The 20,910-nt window shown below is 26.9% G+C and carries 11 protein-coding genes and 2 tRNA genes; 8 read left to right on the forward strand and 5 right to left on the reverse strand.

The window, feature by feature from the left end:
- From U881_RS0104440 to U881_RS0104455, 4 genes are all read left to right on the forward strand, one after another.
- Positions 1 to 3,216 (forward strand): exodeoxyribonuclease V subunit gamma, encoded by a 3,216-nt coding sequence (locus U881_RS0104440; protein ID WP_024653413.1) that lies wholly within the window; start codon positions 1 to 3, stop codon positions 3,214 to 3,216.
- A 6-nt stretch (positions 3,217 to 3,222) separates the two neighbouring features.
- Positions 3,223 to 6,669, forward strand: coding sequence for an exodeoxyribonuclease V subunit beta (gene recB, locus U881_RS0104445; RefSeq protein WP_024653414.1), 3,447 nt, complete (start codon positions 3,223 to 3,225; stop codon positions 6,667 to 6,669).
- A gap of 8 nt (positions 6,670 to 6,677) precedes the next feature.
- The gene (recD, locus tag U881_RS0104450) at positions 6,678 to 8,516 is read left to right on the forward strand and encodes an exodeoxyribonuclease V subunit alpha (RefSeq protein ID WP_024653415.1); all 1,839 of its coding nucleotides are present in this window, start codon (positions 6,678 to 6,680) and stop codon (positions 8,514 to 8,516) included.
- Between the two features lie 35 nt (positions 8,517 to 8,551).
- Positions 8,552 to 8,625 (forward strand) — tRNA-Asp (locus U881_RS0104455).
- Positions 8,626 to 8,682: 57 nt separating this feature from the next.
- Here U881_RS0104455 and pfkB read toward each other — a convergent pair.
- On the reverse strand, positions 8,683 to 9,600 hold the full coding sequence (gene pfkB, locus U881_RS0104460) for a 1-phosphofructokinase (protein WP_024653416.1): 918 nt from the start codon (positions 9,598 to 9,600) through the stop codon (positions 8,683 to 8,685).
- A gap of 128 nt (positions 9,601 to 9,728) precedes the next feature.
- Here pfkB and U881_RS0104465 point away from each other — a divergent pair, with 128 nt between their 5' ends.
- Complete coding sequence (locus U881_RS0104465) at positions 9,729 to 11,588, forward strand: fructose-specific PTS transporter subunit EIIC (protein ID WP_024653417.1); 1,860 nt, start codon at positions 9,729 to 9,731, stop codon at positions 11,586 to 11,588.
- 42 nt (positions 11,589 to 11,630) lie between these two features.
- On the opposite strand, the gene U881_RS0104470 is transcribed toward U881_RS0104465, so the two are convergent.
- Positions 11,631 to 12,356 carry a hypothetical protein gene (locus U881_RS0104470; RefSeq protein WP_024653418.1) on the reverse strand — a complete coding sequence of 242 codons (726 nt, stop codon included), beginning with the start codon at positions 12,354 to 12,356 and terminating at the stop codon, positions 11,631 to 11,633.
- Positions 12,357 to 12,457: 101 nt separating this feature from the next.
- Between U881_RS0104470 and U881_RS0104475 the strand changes: the two genes are divergently transcribed.
- Both U881_RS0104475 and rnmV read left to right on the forward strand, forming a co-directional pair.
- Positions 12,458 to 13,726: a M18 family aminopeptidase gene (locus U881_RS0104475; protein ID WP_024653419.1), complete on the forward strand. Its 1,269-nt coding sequence runs from the start codon at positions 12,458 to 12,460 to the stop codon at positions 13,724 to 13,726.
- 57 nt (positions 13,727 to 13,783) lie between these two features.
- Positions 13,784 to 14,305: a ribonuclease M5 gene (rnmV, locus tag U881_RS11900; protein WP_235048138.1), complete on the forward strand. Its 522-nt coding sequence runs from the start codon at positions 13,784 to 13,786 to the stop codon at positions 14,303 to 14,305.
- Here rnmV and U881_RS0104480 read toward each other — a convergent pair.
- The 3 genes from U881_RS0104480 to U881_RS0104495 all read right to left on the reverse strand — a co-directional run bounded on the left by U881_RS0104480 (position 14,267) and on the right by U881_RS0104495 (position 17,432).
- Positions 14,267 to 14,338: transfer RNA gene (locus U881_RS0104480), tRNA-Asn, on the reverse strand. The genes rnmV and U881_RS0104480 overlap by 39 nt on opposite strands.
- A gap of 75 nt (positions 14,339 to 14,413) precedes the next feature.
- Positions 14,414 to 16,513, reverse strand: coding sequence for a LysM peptidoglycan-binding domain-containing protein (locus U881_RS10800; RefSeq protein ID WP_038363710.1), 2,100 nt, complete (start codon positions 16,511 to 16,513; stop codon positions 14,414 to 14,416).
- Positions 16,470 to 17,432, reverse strand: a complete 963-nt coding sequence (locus tag U881_RS0104495) for a hypothetical protein (protein ID WP_024653420.1) — start codon at positions 17,430 to 17,432, stop codon at positions 16,470 to 16,472. Before U881_RS0104495 ends, U881_RS10800 begins: the two co-directional genes overlap by 44 nt.
- A 99-nt stretch (positions 17,433 to 17,531) precedes the next feature.
- Here U881_RS0104495 and mfd point away from each other — a divergent pair, with 99 nt between their 5' ends.
- Positions 17,532 to 20,909, forward strand: coding sequence for a transcription-repair coupling factor (mfd, locus tag U881_RS0104500; protein ID WP_024653421.1), 3,378 nt, complete (start codon positions 17,532 to 17,534; stop codon positions 20,907 to 20,909).
- Position 20,910 lies beyond the last annotated feature (1 nt).

Raw genomic sequence — 20,910 nt, forward strand, 5'->3', positions numbered from 1 at the left:
ATGTATAAGATATATAAAACAAACAAAATAAGTAATATCTACGCTAAAATTAGCGAATTAATTAAAAATGACAATCTGTTTAAAAAAGAAACTATTATTCTTGTAAAGAACAACATTTTAAGTGATGAAATCAAAAAATATCTAGCAACCGTAAATGGGGTTTCATATAATCTCAATATAAGAAAAAACACAATCAAGGCAATATACAATATTGCAACAGAAAATCAAAATATAAAAAAATTCTTAGAAGAAAATACTTTACTTTTTTATAAAGAAATAGAAACATTAATTTTATATCATATATTAACAGATAATCAAACAAAAGACATTAAACAATTTCAATCAACAAAAAACAGATACGCATTTGCATCAAAAATGATCAATCTATTTCACAAATACTACTCTCAATTTTCATATCTGATCGATACTTGGAGAGAAAATAAATTTTTATTTGAAGAGCAAGATAAACACTACTACGAATCAATACAAAAAGAAATATTTGAAAAGCTATTTCAAAATCAAATCAATATACTCGATTTACAAGAAAAAATTGAAAAAGAAATAACAAATACCAAACAAGACATTGAAATAAAAAAAATAATAATAATTGGAGAGAGTAGAGAAATTGACAGAAAAATTTTTGATTTCCTGCAACAAATTTTCAACATTACAGTACACGAATTAATACTTGAAGATATAACACAAATTCACTCTAATCTTATAAATGAATTAATACCAATAAAAATCAAAAAACTAAAATCAAACATACAAATTAAAAAAGAAATTGATATTCAATCATTTGACGAGATCAATTTTTTAGCAAGTTTTAAAAATAATATTATTAAAGGTACTCCTTTATTAAATCTAGATGACAGTTTCAAAATCATAGAAGCAAAAACAAAAAAACGAGAAGTAGAAATTTTAATAAATAATATTTTACACTCAACACAAAATAAAAATATTAAAACAAATGATATAATAATAACTTGTCTTTCAAAAGAAATGGACACGTACTTGCCACACATAGAAGAACTTTTAAGCAAATACCAACTTAATTTTACCATTCTAGATTCCAAAGATATATTAAATAGTAAAAGCGTAATAGCATTAAGACAATTAATGAATCTATTTACTTCAAATAGAGGAACTATCAGTAATTTTAACAGAAAAGAAATAATTGAATTTTTAAGTAACATAAAAGTAATGAATAAATTTAACATCTCAACAAACGAATTAGAATACCTAATTAAATTTAGCGATACGATGAACATCAACTTTGGAATGAACGATACACATAAAGAAAAACTATCTTATGACCAAAATTTTTTAAACTCATGGGAAGACGGATTTAACAGATTTTTAATGTCTTTGATTTTTGACACTAAATACGAATGCAACAATAATCATCAAAGTGTAAGCTTTCAAGATCCAGAATCAATAATAAAACTAATAAGCATAATAAGAAGCCTATACGAAGACATCACCTACTTTCAAGACCAAGAATATACAATATACGAATGGGCAGAAATAATATATATATTTATAGACAAATACATTCAACTTGAAGATAATAATAAAATTGACATATATATAAGCACAAGAATACAATACCTGAAAAATTTTTCCAAAGATTTTAATGAAAATCTTTATAAAGATTACATAACAAAAATAAAAGAAAAAAAAATCAATTTTTTACTATTTAAAGCAATTTTTGAAGAAATCATAACACAAAAAACACATCAATTAAACAGTAAAAATACAGGTATACTTGTTGCAAGCTGTGATAAAATCGAATATCTACAAAAATCTGAAATTCACTTTTTGGGAATTCATGCATTAAACTCAAATATTCATTTTGATAATATGGATCTACTAAATGAATATTATGATTATGCAAATTTGGAACAAGACAATATTTCGAACCTAATTAAAATAATATTTGCAGCATCAGAAAAATTTTATCTATATTACTCACTAAGCACATCACTAAACCCAGACATCAATAATCCTAAAATAATAGATAAAATAATAAATCACATAAAAGATATGGGATTAGACATAGAAATCGAAAGACACCCAAATGAAAATTACGATCTTGAATATTTCAAATACAATAAAGCCAATTATCTAATTAACTATGACATCGAAGCTTTTAATATTGTAAAATCATTACAAGAAAATAAATCTTCAAACTTGAAACAAAAAAGACTTACCTTAAACAAACAAATCACAATAGATACAGAAAATATCAATAAAGCCATAACCAATCCATACAAATATTTTTATGAAGAAATATTAGGCGTACAAATCAAAGATACAAGCTACATCAATGATATTAAGGAAAAACAAGAAGAACAGATTATTAATATTGACAATATAAATTATAAGATAATTAGTAGTCTAATACCAATACATGAATGTATCAAAGATCAAACTAACGAAGAGATATTAGAAAAAATAGATGATATAATAGAAAGCCAAATTCAAAGAGGAATAATTCCCATAAACATAGAAAAAACAAAAATAAAAGAAGAATTTTTAGCAAAATTATTGCAAATCAAAAACAATATTGATATTAATTTCAAAGAACTTCTTACAATGCAGGAAGCTGATATTACACTTAATAAAAACATACCTATTAATTTTGAAGGCAAAACACTAGAATTTAAATTAGACGGCAAACTGAAAAACATATATAAAATAGACGATAGATATTTTTATCTCAATCTAGAAAAAAAAGATTATGGACAAGACACAATTATAAAAAAAATAAATCTATATATAATAGGAATAATGATAAAAACTGTAGTCCCAAATATAAAATCTATTCAAGAAATCAAAATAAATTATGACACTTCTAAATTATCAATTGAAAATCAATACAAAACTGAAGAAATAAACTACAAAGACATGGTAAATCTATTAAAACAAATAGCATATATTGCAAGTTATCCTACTCCCATCTACAAAGATTTAATACAAAAAAGTTTACTTAAGATAGCAAATATAAATGAACTACCTATAGCATTAAAAAACCAAATACAATATCAGCAAAAAAGCATCAGTATGAATAAAAGTATGGAATTCATTCTTCAAAATAAAGATATCACATGGTGCCCATATTATAATCGATTTAAAGATACTCATGACTTCAAAATAAACAATAATTTAGAAACACTACTTAAAGATTTTTATGCTAAATTCATAAAGGTATAAGATAATATGACAGAGATAATAGAAAAAATCAAAAATAACGACAAAATATTAATTGAAGCCTCAGCTGGAACTGGAAAAACATACACACTTGAACACATCATTACAAATCTACTCACAAATAAAATGTATACTCCAAAAGAAATTCTAGTATTAACATTTACAAAAAAGGCAACAGAAGAAATGCACATTAGAATATTAAAATCAATTGAACATATATATCAAAATGCAAAAACGAACAATTTCCTAAAACATATTTATGAACAATCAAACAAAATATTTATTTCAACCATCAATAGATTTGCATTATACTCCCTAAATAACTTTCAAATAGAAACAGAAAATTTTTCCAAATACACAGTAAAAGAAAGTTTTACATCAGAAATAGATGAAATAGTTTATGAATTTTTAAGAAAAGAAAATTCACTAAAAAAAGAACTTGAAATTGACAATTATGAATTTGAAATTTTTAAATTTGAATTTAAAAATACAAAAGACATGATTCAATATCTAAGACAAAGTTATAAAAGAAATAAAACACAAGAACTTGGAGATTGGCTAGAATCCCAAACAATTTTTAAACAAATACTTCAAAATAAAGAAAGATTAATTTGTAAATACAATGCAATAGTCGACGAATTAGACGAAATGAGCACAGAAGAAAAAATAAATTTTAAGGACAAACATAATCAAGGAATAAAAATAACAGATATAGAATATAGTCATGAAACGGACATAATAAAAATAACAGATATACTTATAAACAATAAATTTTTATATAAAATAATAGAAGCCAATCTTAAGAAAAATGTTACTCTTTCACCTAAAGAATTAAGCATACAAACTTCCCTAATACAACTCAGCAATGAAACAAAGACAGATAAAGAAAATAAAAACGCACTTAAAAAATTTATTACACTAAAAGTTGAATATAAAATACTTCAATATATAGAACAAGAACTTAAAAATATCATCAATGCAACAAACATAATAGACCAAAAACATATAATGATAAACTTTAAAAAACATCTAGAATCGTCCCATAAACTATTAAATTCAATCAAAAATAGACATAAAATCATACTAATAGATGAAGCACAGGACTTAGATCAAATACAAATAAAAATATTTGAATTATTAAATTCCTGTGGCATAAAAATAGTATTTATAGCTGATCCCAAACAAATAATCTACACGTTTAGAAATGCTGATATATCATTTTACAATCAAGACATCAAAGATAAAATCAATAAAGATGCAAGAATAACTTTACTTACAAATTACAGGTCAAATAAAAAATTAATTCAACCTTTAAATATTATGTTTGAACGTATCTATAATAAAACACATACGAATCAAATTGAAAAAATAGAATTTGTCAAATTAAAAACCGACCCCAAAAATGACAACAATAAAATCTTTATAAATGATCAAGAGATAGAAGCAATAAATATAATAGAAGATGAAGAAAATGACAATATATTACAAAAAGTAGCACTAATAATAAAATATTTATTAATAAACGGAAAAATCAACGATAATAATAAATTAAGACAAATTAAAGAATCAGATATAAAAGTACTCTGCAGAACAAGCAAAGAAATAAACCTAATATACAAAGAACTTAAAAATCACAATATAAACACTCATAAACCTGAAGAACCATTTTTCAAAACAAAAGAATTCAACGAAATATTATATCTTGTCAAATGTCTAGACAGAAAACAAAATTTTCAAACATTAAACTATGTCTTAAGTAGCAAAATGATAAATTTACCATGGGAATTACATCTCAACTTAATTGAAAATAATGAAATAAAACACATAGAAGAAGCCATTAGTGACATAATATATTTACTTGAAAATCAAGAAATTACATTAATACAAGCAATAGATGAAATCATATCAAAACAAGATTTATGGACAAATCTTGCAAAAAATTTTAATAATGATAAATTCACCAAATTTACACAAACAAAACAAAGTTACAGAGAAATCCTAATAAATGAAAACAAACTTGAAGAACTTAAAAAGTATGAAACAATTCTAAATTTCATTTTAAAAATTTACCATAAAGACAAAAACATAGAATCACTAATTTGTATCCTAGAAGACCTAATACTTGAGAGAAACATTGAAAATATTGCACAAAATGAAGAACAAACTACCAATGACAATCAATCCATAGAAATCATGACAATTCACAAATCAAAAGGACTAAGTTTTAATATCGTATTTCTAATAGGTGATACTCAAAATAACAACACTTTAATTAAAAAATCAGAAGTATTTTATAAATTTTACTCACAAAATACAATAAAATATGATTTTTTAAAATTAAAAGAAAATCAACAATTGGCTAGAATTAAAATTTTAAATGAAGAAAAAAATATTTTCTATGTGGGAACAACACGATCCAAATTTGCACTATTTATAGTAAATAAGGGCACAATAACAAAGACAATGTTAGAATTGGCAGAAATAAAAACAATTGATAGAATAAACCCAGATTACAATATATACAATCTAGATAACGATAATCAATGCAATCAATTAGACATAAATGATCATCCAAAAACAAAACTAGTACCTCCAACACCAATAAATAAATATCTCTTTAGACAAGAATATATACATAGTTACACAAGTCTTACATCAAGCTATAATGCTACATACCATTCAAATCAAAATATAATCAATGATGAAACTTATGATAATGATGATGTAACTAACAGCAAGAACATCTTACCAAAAGGAAAAGATATTGGAAATATTTTACATGCAATAATGAAAGATATCAATTTTAATGAAGCAAAAGACAGTTTAAGTAATTTTCAACAAAATAATATAATGCTTGTACAACAAAAAATAGAATACTTCAATTCAAAGTTAAATACACCCACAATACAAGAATTGTTAATCAAGACGATTTATAACATATTAAACACAAAAATTAATTTTATTGGTGCAAAACTATGTGACCTTCAAGAATTGCAAAAAGAAATGGAATTTTTAATAAAAATAAATACAAAAATTCATAAACAAAGATCTCTATTTGAGCAATATAATAAGTTCAATTTGACATTCAATGATGGATATATAAAAGGCATTATTGACTTGATATTTAAAATAAACAACAAAATATATATTCTAGACTACAAAACAAATTATCTTGGAGAAAATATTCAAGATTACAAACTAACCAATTTAACTAAAAAGATGCAACAAGAAAATTATGATTTACAATACAAAATTTATACACTAGGAATAAAAAAAATACTCTTTAAAAACAAAGAAGAATATGAACAATATTTTGGAGGAGTAATATACCTGTTTACAAGAGCATTTCAAAAAGACATTCAAAAACAATCTCAAACACAAAATGGAATTTACTCTACAATACCAAATTTTCAAGAAATAGAATTAGAACAAATATATTTACAACTAAAACAATAAAGGAAAATATGAGAAATTATCTAGTATTAAGAGAGTTTTTAAAAGAAGAACAAAAAAATCACTTAAATCCAGAGCTTGAAATTTATGAAATAATTGAAATTATAAACATAAATGTAGAACAATATTATAAATCACATTTACTTACAAAAAAAATACAAAATGACAAATATGAAGAACTCACCATTTTTCTAATATTTTTATTTAATTATTTCTCTAAAGGACATCTAAGAGCCAATATCAATCTACTGATAAAAGATATTCAAAATACAATTGAATGTGCTTCACTCGAATTAGAAGAAGAAAATCAACTATATCAAAAAGCAAAAAACACACTAAAAGAACTTACAAAATTCACACAAGAAACACATATAAAAGAAATGATATTACATTTACAAAAAAATAATATAATGACAAATTATAATCAAGATGAAAAGATAACAACTCCTTTGATATTAGAAAACAGTACTCACATCTATACTCAAAAAAATTTTAGAGAAGAAGAAGAATTAATAAAACAAATAGATAAAAGACTTCAAAATAATAAAGCAGAAATAAGTGATGAGAGCATACAAAATATCATGGACAACTTAAATACTCAAAATTTAAGTGAAGAACAAATAAATTCAATCAAAAAAGCTTTAAAGAGCAATTTTTTTATATTAAGTGGTGGACCAGGCACAGGCAAGACAACAACAATTAATTATATTCTCAAAGCAATTGATATCAATTTAAATATCAAACAAAAAGTAGCTCTTGTGGCACCAACTGGAAAAGCAAGCCAAAAATTAAAGTCAAGTCTTAAAGAATCATTTAAAAATATTGAGACAAAGCATAGCACAATACAAAAATTATTAAAAATGTCATTTATAAATAAAGACGATAAATATGATGAGAATAAGCCTTTAGAATATGAAATAATCATAATTGACGAAGCATCTATGATAGATGCAAACACCTTTTTAAAACTACTAAGAGCACTAAAGATAAGCACAAAAATCATAATAACAGGAGATAAAAACCAACTTCCATCAATAGCTGGAGGAAACGTATACTCAAGTCTTACACAAATAAAAGAAATAAATGATGATCTTGTAGAAATACTTAAAAAAAATTTTAGAAGCAATGACGAGATAAATTTATTAGCCGAAGCAATATATAAAGAAGACACAGACTTAATTGACACTCAACTTACAGCTAGCAAAAACATAATTTTAAAAAGTCTAGATAAAACAAATATTGAAAATGAATTACTAAATCACACAAAAAAATTGTACAATAATATCTCCCATTTTAACCTTGACTCATTACATGACAGAGAAATTGAATCAATAATTAATACTTTACTTAATAATATAATTTTATGTTCAACAAATTTTGGCAAATTTGGAACACAAAAAATAAATGAAATAATCAAATTATACTTAAAGAAGATCTACGGCAATTTAATTGGACAAATAATTTTAATCACTCAAAATGACTATAAAAATGATCTATTTAATGGAGAGAGAGGAATTTTGTTTAAAGAAAATTCTAAAATTTATGCCATATTTAAAAGAGAAGATGAAAAATACAAAAAAATAAACTTTAATTTAATAAATAAATATGAACTTAGCTTTGCAACAACAATACATAAAAGTCAAGGGTCTGAATATCAACATGTACAAATCATAATAGAAAATCATCCATTCTTAACAAAAGAATTACTCTACACTGCAATAACAAGAGCTAAAGAAAGAATAGAAATAATATCAAACAAAGACATAATTAAAAATGTTAGTTTAAAGACAATCAAAAGAGATTCAAAAATTATAGAATATATAGACTCATTAAAACAAATTGACAAATAAAAAGAAAAACAATATAATCATAAGGTATTGCGTTTGGGGGCGTAGTTCAGTTGGTTAGAATGCCTGCCTGTCACGCAGGAGGTCGCGGGTTCGAGTCCCGTCGCTCCCGTAATTGTCTTTAAAACAAAAACTTCAAAAAGCTTTACATAAAAAACACATTAGTAAGCTACTCTAGAAAAGACTTTTCAAGTTCCACTTTATTTAAAATATTTTTAACATCATCAAGATTACAAAGTTGTCCCTTAAATGCTGTTGCAGTACCTGATGCAACTGCAAATCTAAAAGAATCAGAAAAAGAACTTCCATTGTAATAAGCATATACAAATCCAGCAACAACAGAATCTCCTGCCCCAATAGTACTTAAAGAATCAATTCGAGGAACATTAGCCACATAAACATCCTGCTTATTTATAAAAACAGCTCCCTCACCTCCCATCGAAATTATAATATTTTGAACACCCATTTCTATAAGCTTATACCCGGCATTAATTAAATCTTTACGAGACGTCAAGTTTATACCCAAAAGTTCTTTAAGTTCATTAATATTTGGCTTTATTAAAAAAGGTTTAATTTCTATAATCTCTCTTAATGCAGAACCACTAGTATCAATAATCACTCTCAGACTACTTGATAAATTTTTAGCTATCTCATTATAAACTCGACACCCAAGTGAATCTGGCACACTCCCAGACATGATTAATATACCAGTATCCAACTTTTTCAACTTCACAAGCAAAGACTCAAAATCACTCTCTAAAATTGCCGGTGAATTCCCATTAATCTCTGTTTCTTTTCCATCTGACATCATTTTAATATTGACCCTAGTATTATCAGATATGGTAACAAAATCATGCCTTATTTCCATTAAATCAAGATAGCTCTTTATGTAATCACCCGTAAAACCACCCACAAATCCCAAAGCAATACTTTCCATTTGTAAATTCCTAAGGACATTACTTACATTAATCCCCTTCCCTCCAGCAAAAAAATTACTCTTAATAACACGATTAAGAAACCCATGCTGAAACCCCTCCACAACTATCTTATAATCAACAGCAGGACTAAGAGTAAGAGTATATATCAATTAAGTTCTCCTTCAATTAAATTAAGTAATATGATTAAATAATCTTATATATTATACATTATATGATATAATCATAATATATTACGCCTATTATAATAGGAATTATACACTATAGCAAGGAGTTTCCTATGCAAGATTTATTTTCTAATAAATTAATATTATTGAATTATGAAGCAAAAAGCAAAGATGATGTAATTGAAAAAATGGCTGAAATGCTCGACGAAAATGGATACCTGAGAAATAAAAAAGATTTTATAACAGACATTAAAAAACGAGAAGAAATCAACGGAACAGGTCTTGAAGAATATATTGCAATGCCACATGCAAAAGGTAATTTTGTTAAAAAACATGGAATAGCAATATTGAGGGTTAAAGACAAAGGATTCGATTTTGGTGCCTCAGATTCTAAACCATCAAAACTATTTTTCATGATAGCCGTTCCTGAAAATACAACGGGCAATGACCATATCAAAACAATATCATATCTAAATAATATATTTAATAATGATATTTTAAGACAAGAAATAATGAACACAAACGATACAAATAAATTTCTAGACATCCTGTTACATACAAACAACACCAACACAACAATGAACAAAACAGACTTGCAAAATTTCATCTTAGCAGTAACAGCCTGTCCCACAGGAATTGCCCATACGTATATGGCAGCAGACAGTTTAAAGAGAGCAGCAAATGAACTAAACGTAGAAATCAAAGTAGAAACCAATGGCTCTAGTGGAACTGAAAATCCACTAAGTGAAGAAGATATCAAAAGAGCAAAAGGAATAATCATTGCAACCGGAAAAACTGTTAATAAAGACAGATTCGATGGCAAACCACTAATTGAAGTTGGTGTTAAAGACGGCATACACAAGGCAAAAGAACTAATTCAAGAGATTCTTGATAACAAAGCAAAAATTTATATAAGCAACACATCAAAAGAAACAGAAAGCACGATAATAAAAAAAGCAAGTAACCCGGGTATATACAAACACTTAATGAATGGTGTATCCTTCATGCTTCCATTTGTAGTATCTGGAGGAATAATAATTGCAATATCATTTATGTTTGGGATTAAAGCTTTTGACTCAAGCGATCCAAGTTATAATAAAATAGCAGATATCTTAATGCAAATTGGTGGTGGCAATGCGTTCTTTTTAATGATTCCAATACTTGCCGGTTATATTTCATTTAGTATAGCAGAACGCCCTGGACTTGCACCTGGAATGATTACAGGACTAATGATGAGCAAAGGAAATGCAGGATTCTTAGGAGGAATACTGGCAGGATTTATTGCAGGATATGTCACTGTATGGATAAAATCAATAAGTAAAAAAATCATACCACAAAGCATAAGTAGCATTAATCCTGTCTTAACTTATCCATTTTTTTCAGTATTAATAGCAGGCTTTTTAACGTATGCCTTATTAGCACCAATTGCATATTTCAATACATCCCTAATAAATATGTTAAATTCACTAAGTGGCACAAATATGGCATTACTAGGTGCATTGCTTGGGGGAATGATGGCAATAGATATGGGTGGTCCAGTAAATAAAGCTGCCTATGCATTTGGAATTGCAATGATAACTTCAGGAAATTACATTCCCCATGCAAGCGTAATGGCAGGAGGAATGATTCCCCCACTAGGAATTGCACTTGCAACCAGCATATTTAATAATCGGTTCTCACAAGAAGAACATGAAGCCGGCAAAGTTTGTTATGTTTTAGGAGCATGTTTTATAACAGAAGCAGTAATTCCCTTTGCAGCATCAGATCCTCTAAAAGTAATACCTGCTTGCATAATAGGCTCATCTATTGGAGGTTTTCTATCTGCATTATTTCAAGTAAAACTTATGGCTCCACACGGAGGTATTTTTATTCTTCCAATAGTAACCAACCCATTAATGTGGATAATATCTATTTTAATTGGAACTCTAGTAACCGGACTATTAATAGGATTTATGAAAAGAGATAAGAAATAATTCTTATCTCTACTTGTCTTTAAAATAAATACTTAAATAAAATTAATAAACTAATCTCAATTTTATTGGGGTTTGAAGACTTAAAGCCTTAATCATATCTAGATTAAGTTCCAAAGTATTTGAGTTAACTTGAGTAAATCCAAATTGTTCTTGAATTTTCCTTGATGTTCTAATTTTTAATTTTAAGCTAGAATTATCAATAAGCTCACTTGCACGATCAGTAAAATCTGACAAAAAATACATCAATACATCTTTATATTCTTTCTCAGACATTGGTATCTCTTCTGAAGGCAATAGCGCTGCAAGTGCATCATTTACATGTTCTTTATTTTCATTAACAACTTTAGTAAGACTCTTCAAATTTAAATCAATATCAATAATATTCTTCCCATATTTATTCTCTATCTTAAACATAGGCATAGATTCTTTTGAAAGATAATCTTTCAAAACTTTAATTAAGCTATCAAATTGAACAACCAACCTAAGAGAATCACCACTTGACTTAATATTTAAAAGTTTTAAACCTATTTTTGCTCCATCATCACGAAAATACTTCTTTATCTCATCAACAGGAAAAAGAGGCATCTTGGCAACTTCATCACCCACAAGAGTTGTAACAAGTTCTCTTCTAATCTTTTCAAATTCTTTATTAACATTAAAAATTACTGAAACTGTACCGCTAGCATCATCTTGCAAATCAACTTCTGAAGTTGCCGTACAAGAAATAAATATTAAAGTCAAAAATATCAATCTATAAAATTTACCCATCTAACAATCTCCTTAGTACATATACATAAACCTATATACATGCACAAGCTATTATAATAAAATAATATATATTAAAACAATAAAGCCAAAGGAGAAAACACATGCATGATCACGCATTAGATATATCCCATTTTCAAAACTTACTAGATCAAAGTTTAACACCATATCATCTAGTAAACCATATAGAAGAAAAATTATTATACTATCTTAATGCAAAAGAACTTAAACTTGATGAAAAGTGGAAATTAGAAACAGGATATTATTATGTAAAAAAGGAAGGAACAAGTCTTATTGCTTTCAATATCAATACCAATAACATACACGAACCATTTTTAATAGCATCAGCACATTCTGATAGTCCTGGATTAAAACTTAAAATAGAATCTACCAATAGTGAAGGTAATATCTTCTCTCACCATATTGAAACTTATGGTAGCCCAATAATCTCAACCTGGACTGACAGAGACTTAAGTTTAGCAGGAAATGTATATTTCATTAAAGATGGAGTAATCAAGTCACAATTAATCACAATTGACAATATCGGCACTATACCAAATGTCGCAATACACCTAAACCGCAAAGCAAATGAAGGATTTACATACGACACTCACGAAAACATAATTGTTATAACAAGTCTTAAAAAAAGTATTAAAGAAAATATACTACAAAAACTACAAATATCCCAAAAAGATTTATTATCATGTGATTTAATATTTACAGCATCCGAACCTTCTAAAATTATAGGTAGTGAAGGTGAATTTTTGGCATCAAAAAATCTTGACAACAAATCAGGATGTCATGCTGTAATGAACGCATTTATTCACACAAATAACAAAAAAAACAAAGTGGCAGTATTTTTTGATAATGAAGAAATTGGTTCGTCAACCTCAAGAGGCGCAAACTCAATCTTATTAACAGAAATCTTAGAGAGAATAGATTATGTTTTAAATCTAGGACAAGAAGAACATATGATCAAATTGCAAAAATCATTTAATATTTCAATGGACGGAGCACATGGAATACATCCAGGATATAGATCCAAACACGATCCTTCATACCAAACAAGTCTGGGAAAAGGTGTAACTATTAAAAGCAATGCCAATTTTAAATACGCAACTACAGCAAATGGATGGGCAAAACTTAAAGCTTTAGCTATAAAAAATAACATTAAAATTCAAGAAATACTAATGAAAGCAAACACCAATAGCGGAAGCACAATTGGTCCAATTGTAAATTCAAAAACCGGAATTGAAACTATCGATATTGGAACTCCAATGTGGGGAATGCACTCTTTAAGAGAGACTATTGCAATATCAGATCATAAAGAAGCAATTAAACTTCTAAGAGCATTTTTTGAAGATTGGACTTAAAATCTGAAACAAATAAAAGAAATAATTGTAGTTGAAGGTAAAGACGATGCTAAGAGAATAAAAGCTCTATTTAAATGTACCATAGTTGAAACTGGTGGATTATATCTACAAGAATCAACCATGAATGTTTTAAAAAAAGCAATAGAAACAAATGGTATCATTATTTTTACAGACAGTGATAAAGCAGGAAATCTTATTAGAAAACAAATACTTACAAGAATAGGACATTTAAATCACAATAAAATCAAGCATGCATATCTTAAAACCCAAAATCAAGAAGTTGAAATGTCTCCTACATCTGAAATAAAAACAATTTTACAAAAAGTAGGCACCTTTGAAGACGAACAACAAAAAGGAAATTTAAACTTAAGTGACCTAATAAAACTTGGCATAACAGGAGAACACGCAAAAAAGAAAAGAGAACAAATACAAAAACATTTTAATTTAGGAAATGGAAACAACAAAAAACTACTTGAAAGACTCAATTACTTTAAAATAAAGCGCAAAGACATAGAAAAAGCACTCTCTGAAAATCAAAAACTCCCCCAGAAGGAATCGAACCTCCGGCCAAGTGGTTAACAGCCACCTGCTCTACCGCTGAGCTATGAGGGAATGAATACCTAGATATTATGCTAAATTGAAAATTTTTTGTCAAGCATCAAAATCCAGAAAAAACAATCAACAAATTTATAAAATTTTTAAAATAGCATTAGCAAGAATTTTAGAATCCAAATCTCTAAGCTTAGAAGATCTAATTGCCCAAGCTTCCTCATCAAATGCCAAGTTTCTAACTTCAACTAACAATTTAATCTTAACAACATTATTTTTTAACATATAAAGATTTTGTCCTTTAATATAAGGTGGTCTCTTAAAATCTTCTGTCATTTTTTCAATCATATTCTTAGAATGATCATCAAATCCCTTTCCATCTTCAGATTGATAATAAAATCCCATGCACCTAGGTGCACCAATACTATTATCAGCATGCAAACTAATATAAAGAATATTTTCTCTTTTAATATTTTTATATTTGTTTACAAATTTATTGACAACCAATAATCTTTTTTTCAAACCTTCCAAAGTACCATTTATCCAAGAATCAACTGTATCTGTCTTATTTAAATCATAATCATTATAAACTTCATTCTTAATATTAACAAACGTATTATTAGCAGCTAAACTATCCCTAATTAAATGATCGGGAGATAAAATAGTAAGTTCAACATTAGCCCCATATTCTTTAAGATAAACATAAAGCCTCAAAGCAATATCATAAACATATTCATCCTCAACAACAAAAATTTCATTATTAAGTCCATCTTTAGCTTTAACAATAGCACCAGGATCAAGTCCACCATGTCCAGGATCAATAATTATCAATTTATTTTTAAGCCTATTATTTTTAATCGGACGAGATTGCACAAGATTTTCAAAACTATTAAAAAGCTGACTTGCCTTCTTATATGCATTAAGAGGTGAATACCAATCTTCTGAATAAAATTCACTTGGTTGACTTACTTTTTTAGATTTATACCAATAATAAAAGATTCCATTAACCTCAAAAATAGGTATTTTAGGTTCAAGCACAACTAAAGAACTAATATCAAAAGCATCTTTATGTTCTAAAATATTAGAAAAATTCAAATTCAACTTTTTATTCTTAGAAGAAACAACATTTGCAATCGCTTTAACCTTACTCTTAGAATCACTAGAATCACCTACAATTCCATCTAAAGCTCTACTTTCGACAACCGACCTTTTGTTCTTATCATAAATCTTAAGTTCCTGGTTATGAAAAATATAATTTCCAATTAAATTATTCCAACTCTTCAAATCTTCAAGCAAAACTCCATACTGACGAGCAATACTATATAAGGTCTCACCAATAGAAACTTTATGATACACAAAAACTTCATTATTTACCGCATCTTCCTTTAATTGCTCAACATTAGGAGCTGATAAATTTGATTCTACTACTTTAGAAACATCCAAAATTGAATCTGCCTTTAAATTTATTGCCTTATCTCCATTCAAACGAACAATATGCTTTGCAGTAATACCATAAATATATGCTATCTTACCAAGTGTCTCTCCTCGCTTTACATAATGAAAATGCATATTGCCAGAAGCTCTCTTTAGATATAGTTTTTGTCCAACTACCAAATTTTTATTATCTAAAAAATTAAATCGTATAATATCTGCAATACTAATATCAAAATCAACAGAAAGTTTTGAAAGTGAATCACCCTTTTTAACGATATATGGCTTTAAAAAATCAGGCTCATCTAAATTCAACTTAGAGCCAACCTTAAGAATTTTAGAAATCAAACTATTCCAAGCAACTAATTCTTTTTCCTTAATGCCATATTTCTTAGATATATCTTCAATAGTATCCCCAACTTTAACAACATGAATTTTAGCATCATGCTTATTGCTAACTTTATTACTAACAACATTTTTATTACCAATCTTTACTTTCTCATCATACTTTTTGGTAATAACCTTCTTAGTAGCAATATTAGCCTTAGAAGAACTTGGAATAACCAATACACGTCCAATTTTAATTTTCTCAGATTTTAAATTATTTGCATTCTTAAGTTCTCTTACTGGTACCTTATATTTAATAGAAATTGAATACAGAGTGTCCCCTTTGACAACTTTATGCTTAATATCAGCATACAAATCAATAGAACCTATTATATATAAAACAATCCAAAACCCTTTAATTTTCAAAATAAAAGGCCTAATATTTCTCCTTAATTCCAGTATTTTGAACAGTATAATCATAAATAATCCAATAATAATCATACTTCTTTAAAAAAAAGGTATACCGCTTAGCAAGATGAAAATGACCATCTTCAAAATACACATCAGAGACAACTCTCCCCGTAGAATCCGTATAAGTAGTCTCAACAATAGAAAATTTACTTGGAACCTTTGAAATATAAGAATTGCTATTATTCCATAAATATTCCTTATACTCTTCAATCATATTATTAGAACCCGATTTAAGTTCTTGCTTATAGAGATATGATTTATTTTGATCATTTAAAATAAAACTTTCAATATCAATATATAAAAAGAATTTTTCTCTCTCTCCAAGTCGCAATGCTGAAAATAAATATTCTATAACTTTATCAGGAGATAAATTTTCTCTCTTTAAAACATTTTGTACCTCACGATTGGAAGCTAAATTAGAAAAGTCAAATGTCTCTGAAACATTATCCATTTTAGGTTTTAAAAATAAAGTAATGACATTAGATTCTACACGCTTTTGAGGATCAGAAATATATGGGAAAAATACACCTTTAACAAAATAAACACCATCTTTATCAAATTGCACAAATTGATTTAAACTCATCACTACAGAAAATTTCTCATTGGGCCTTAAACTAAGAGTTCTTACAGGAATTACAATATTTTTTGATCTGTCTTTAACATATTCAAGCGATCTCTTAACTTTTATATTGGTAGTATCAGTAACATCAAAATCAAAACCAAAAGTATTAATATCTCCTATCTCAAGAGTAAGCAAATCATCAGACAAGTTACTAATCGAAACTTCAACAGAAATACTACTATTAACACGATAAATTGATTGATTGAAAAATTTTATTTTAAAATCAAGCCCCTTATAATCCCCAGAAAAAAAAATCGAAGGAACAATCATAAAAAACAAAACAAAGAATAACTTTCTAAATTCCATAAACCCCTCAAAATATAATTAATATTATACATAACGACGCAGAACATATCTATTATATATATAATATTATACTAAACTACAAAAACAAAAAGGTAAAAAATGAATATAGAAAAAGAATTGACTATAAAATTAAATGACAATCAAAATTTAAAAAAAATACAAAAATTTATTGAACAAAATATATCCTTCACATTAACAGGATATGAAGGGTTTTTTAAAGCTTTTTTAATTCACAAAATCAAAAAATATAGTAATAGTAATCAAGTGATATTAATAGTTAAAAATGAAAATATATCAGACGAAATTAAAAACGATTTAACGCAAATTACAGATCAGATATACGAACTCAATTATTTCAGTCCTCTGGTATATAAAGGAATTGGCTCAAGAAGTAAAGTTTTTTGCGATCGAGTAAAATTTTTAATAAACTTTTATGAAAATAATCCTGGCATATATATTGTTTCACTCAAATCCCTACTTAGCAAAATCCCTTCAAAAAACAATCTATTTGATAACATATACAAAATTCAAACAGATAAGATAATTGATATAGAAAATTTTGAAAAAAAACTTATAAAATTGGGATATGAAAAAACAATGAGGGTTACATTACCTGGAGAATTTACAATAAAGAACGAAATAATAGACATACACTCATTTAATCACAAAGAACCAATAAGAATTTCTCTTAATACTGAAAAAGTAAAACAAATACACTATTTCAACCCTTTAACCCAATTAAACCACAAAAATGACATTTACGAATTCGACATAATTCCCAAAAAAGAAATAATTTGGAGTGAAAAAAACATAAGTAAATTGAAAAATCACATCAAAGAAAATGAATATAAAAAATTCTTTAAACAAATTGAAACAAAATATAATGCAAGAATAGAAGAAGCATTTTATCCATTAATAGGAAAGACTTTACTAAGTCAAGAAATCAATGAAAATACACTAATTATCAATTTTGAAATACCAGACTTAAGAGAAGAAATCAAACAAATATATAAAGAATATGACAAACTCTATAGCCAAGCAATAGAATCAGACATAAAAATAATAGCACCAAAAGAAATCTTCATTAATGCCAATGATTTAAAATTAAAGACCAATATCTATTTCACAAAAACCAATACAAACAGCCAAACAAAAGAATTTGTAGAATTTCAAATTGAAAGTGAGCATAGATTTTCTTCAAATATTGTACTTGCAAAACAGGAAATACAAAACTGGCTTAATAATGGATTTCAAGTAATTATTGCAGCAGAATCTAACTCACAAAAAGAAAAATTAAAATACATTTTTAAAGACATACCTAAAATCAAAATTACAGTTATAAAAATATCAAGCTCACTTATAATAAATGAAAACAAAATAGCTATTATTACCGAAGCAGATATCTTTAATAAAAAACAAAAAACAAATAAAAACTTCGAATCATCAAAAACAAAACCTATTGATTCATTTATCGAAGTTGAAAAAAATAGTCATATTGTCCACATAAACCATGGAATTGGAATATTTAGACAAATAAAAAGAATTAAAACAAGCCTTATTGAAAAAGACTATATTGAAATTGAATATGCTGATAATGAAAAATTATTTATTCCTATTGAACAAACACACCTCATTCAAAGATATATTGGAAATGAAGCTCAAAATATAAAGCTAGACAAAATAAGCTCAAAAACCTGGGAAAAGAAAAAGGCTTATGCAAAGAAAAAAATCGATGCAATTGCCGATCAACTTGTTGAACTTTATGCAGAAAGAGAAAACACCACAGGATTTAAGTATCCTCAAGATGATGAATGGCAATTATTATTTGAATCAGAATTTCCATATGATGAGACTCCAGATCAATTAACAGCAATATCAGAAATCAAACAAGACATGATGAGTGCCAAAGTAATGGACAGACTCTTATGCGGGGATGTTGGATTTGGAAAAACTGAAGTTGCAATGCGAGCCGCATTTAAAGCTGTTATGGGGAAAAAACAAGTGGCAATACTATCTCCAACAACAATTCTTACAGAACAACATTTCAACACCTTTAAAAAAAGATTTAAAAACTTTCCAATTCAAATTGCAATGATCAGCAGATTTACAAACAAATCAAAAGAAAAGGAAATTATGCAAGGTCTTAAAACAGGAAGCATTGACATCATAATTGGAACACATAAGATACTATCCAAAAAAATAATATATAAAGACTTGGGTCTAATTATTATTGACGAAGAACAAAGATTTGGAGTTAGAGAAAAAGAAAAATTAAAAGAAATAAAAGTCTCTGTTGATTCTCTTGCGCTCTCAGCAACTCCAATTCCTCGTTCTCTTCACATGTCATTAATCAAACTAAGAGACATTTCTGTTTTAAAAACTCCACCCCAAAACAGAATTAAAATAGAAACTTACGTTGAAGAATTTAGCGAAATATTAATTAAACATGCAATTGAAAATGAACTCTCACGAGATGGACAAGTTTTTTTTGTACATCACAATATTCAAGAACTAGATTCAATAAAAGCAATGATAGAAAAAGTAGTCCCCTATGCAAGAATTGCAATTATTCATGCAAAACTTACAGGCGAACAAATTGAAAATATCATGCATAATTTTATAAATAAATTATATCAAGTACTACTAGCAACAATAATCATTGAAAATGGAATAGATATTGAAAATGCAAATACAATAATAATCAACAATGCAAATAGATTTGGACTTGCACAATTATATCAACTAAGAGGAAGAGTCGGTCGAAGTTCAAAAAAAGCATTTGCCTATTTCTTATATAAAGAAAATTCAAATCTCAATGAAGGTGCTATTGAAAGACTAAGAGCGATATCTGAATTTTCAGAACTTGGAGCAGGATTTCAAATCGCAATGAAAGATATGGAAATAAGAGGTGTTGGAAATTTACTTGGAAGAGAACAACATGGTGAGATTGAATCTATGGGACTCGATTATTACTTAACAATGTTAAATAAAGCAATTGAAAAAAGAATGGGTAAAATTTCAAAGAAAAATGAAATCAACATTGAAATCAATTACAATGGATTTATTCCCGACAACTACATAAATAATGAAAAACATAAAATATCAATTTACAAAAGAATTTCAGCAATTCAAAGTGAAGAAGAAAATAACCAAATAAGAGCCGAAATTTATGATAAATTTGGACCAATACCCAATGAACTCAATACCCTGTTTATTTTATCAGAATTAAAATTACTTGCAAAAAAACTCAATATTACAAGCCTTAAAGAAAGAAATGGCTTACTTGAAATTGAATATCTAGATATAGATAGTATTCCTGTTACAAGGATAATGCAAATTATTAAAGATAATCCCACTATCTTAAAACTCAATCAAGAATATAAAAATTCGATTTTTTTAAATCTAAATCCCAATATCATTCAAAATACAGACAAAATAAGTTGGATATATAAAAATTTAAATGTATTATTAGAATAAT

Source organism: Borrelia persica No12, assembly GCF_000500045.1.
In the GTDB taxonomy this organism is placed as follows: domain Bacteria; phylum Spirochaetota; class Spirochaetia; order Borreliales; family Borreliaceae; genus Borrelia; species Borrelia persica.

What these genes read in the sequence shown, in the direction of transcription:
- U881_RS10800 (WP_038363710.1), bottom strand. Translation starts at nt 16,513, where the DNA reads ATGATTATACTGTTCAAAATACTGGAATTAAGGAGAAATATTAGGCCT.
- mfd (WP_024653421.1), top strand. Translation starts at nt 17,532, where the DNA reads ATGAATATAGAAAAAGAATTGACTATAAAATTAAATGACAATCAAAAT.
- U881_RS0104440 (WP_024653413.1), top strand. Translation starts at nt 1, where the DNA reads ATGTATAAGATATATAAAACAAACAAAATAAGTAATATCTACGCTAAA.
- U881_RS0104465 (WP_024653417.1), top strand. Translation starts at nt 9,729, where the DNA reads ATGCAAGATTTATTTTCTAATAAATTAATATTATTGAATTATGAAGCA.
- recD (WP_024653415.1), top strand. Translation starts at nt 6,678, where the DNA reads ATGAGAAATTATCTAGTATTAAGAGAGTTTTTAAAAGAAGAACAAAAA.
- recB (WP_024653414.1), top strand. Translation starts at nt 3,223, where the DNA reads ATGACAGAGATAATAGAAAAAATCAAAAATAACGACAAAATATTAATT.
- U881_RS0104470 (WP_024653418.1), bottom strand. Translation starts at nt 12,356, where the DNA reads ATGGGTAAATTTTATAGATTGATATTTTTGACTTTAATATTTATTTCT.
- U881_RS0104495 (WP_024653420.1), bottom strand. Translation starts at nt 17,432, where the DNA reads ATGGAATTTAGAAAGTTATTCTTTGTTTTGTTTTTTATGATTGTTCCT.
- U881_RS0104475 (WP_024653419.1), top strand. Translation starts at nt 12,458, where the DNA reads ATGCATGATCACGCATTAGATATATCCCATTTTCAAAACTTACTAGAT.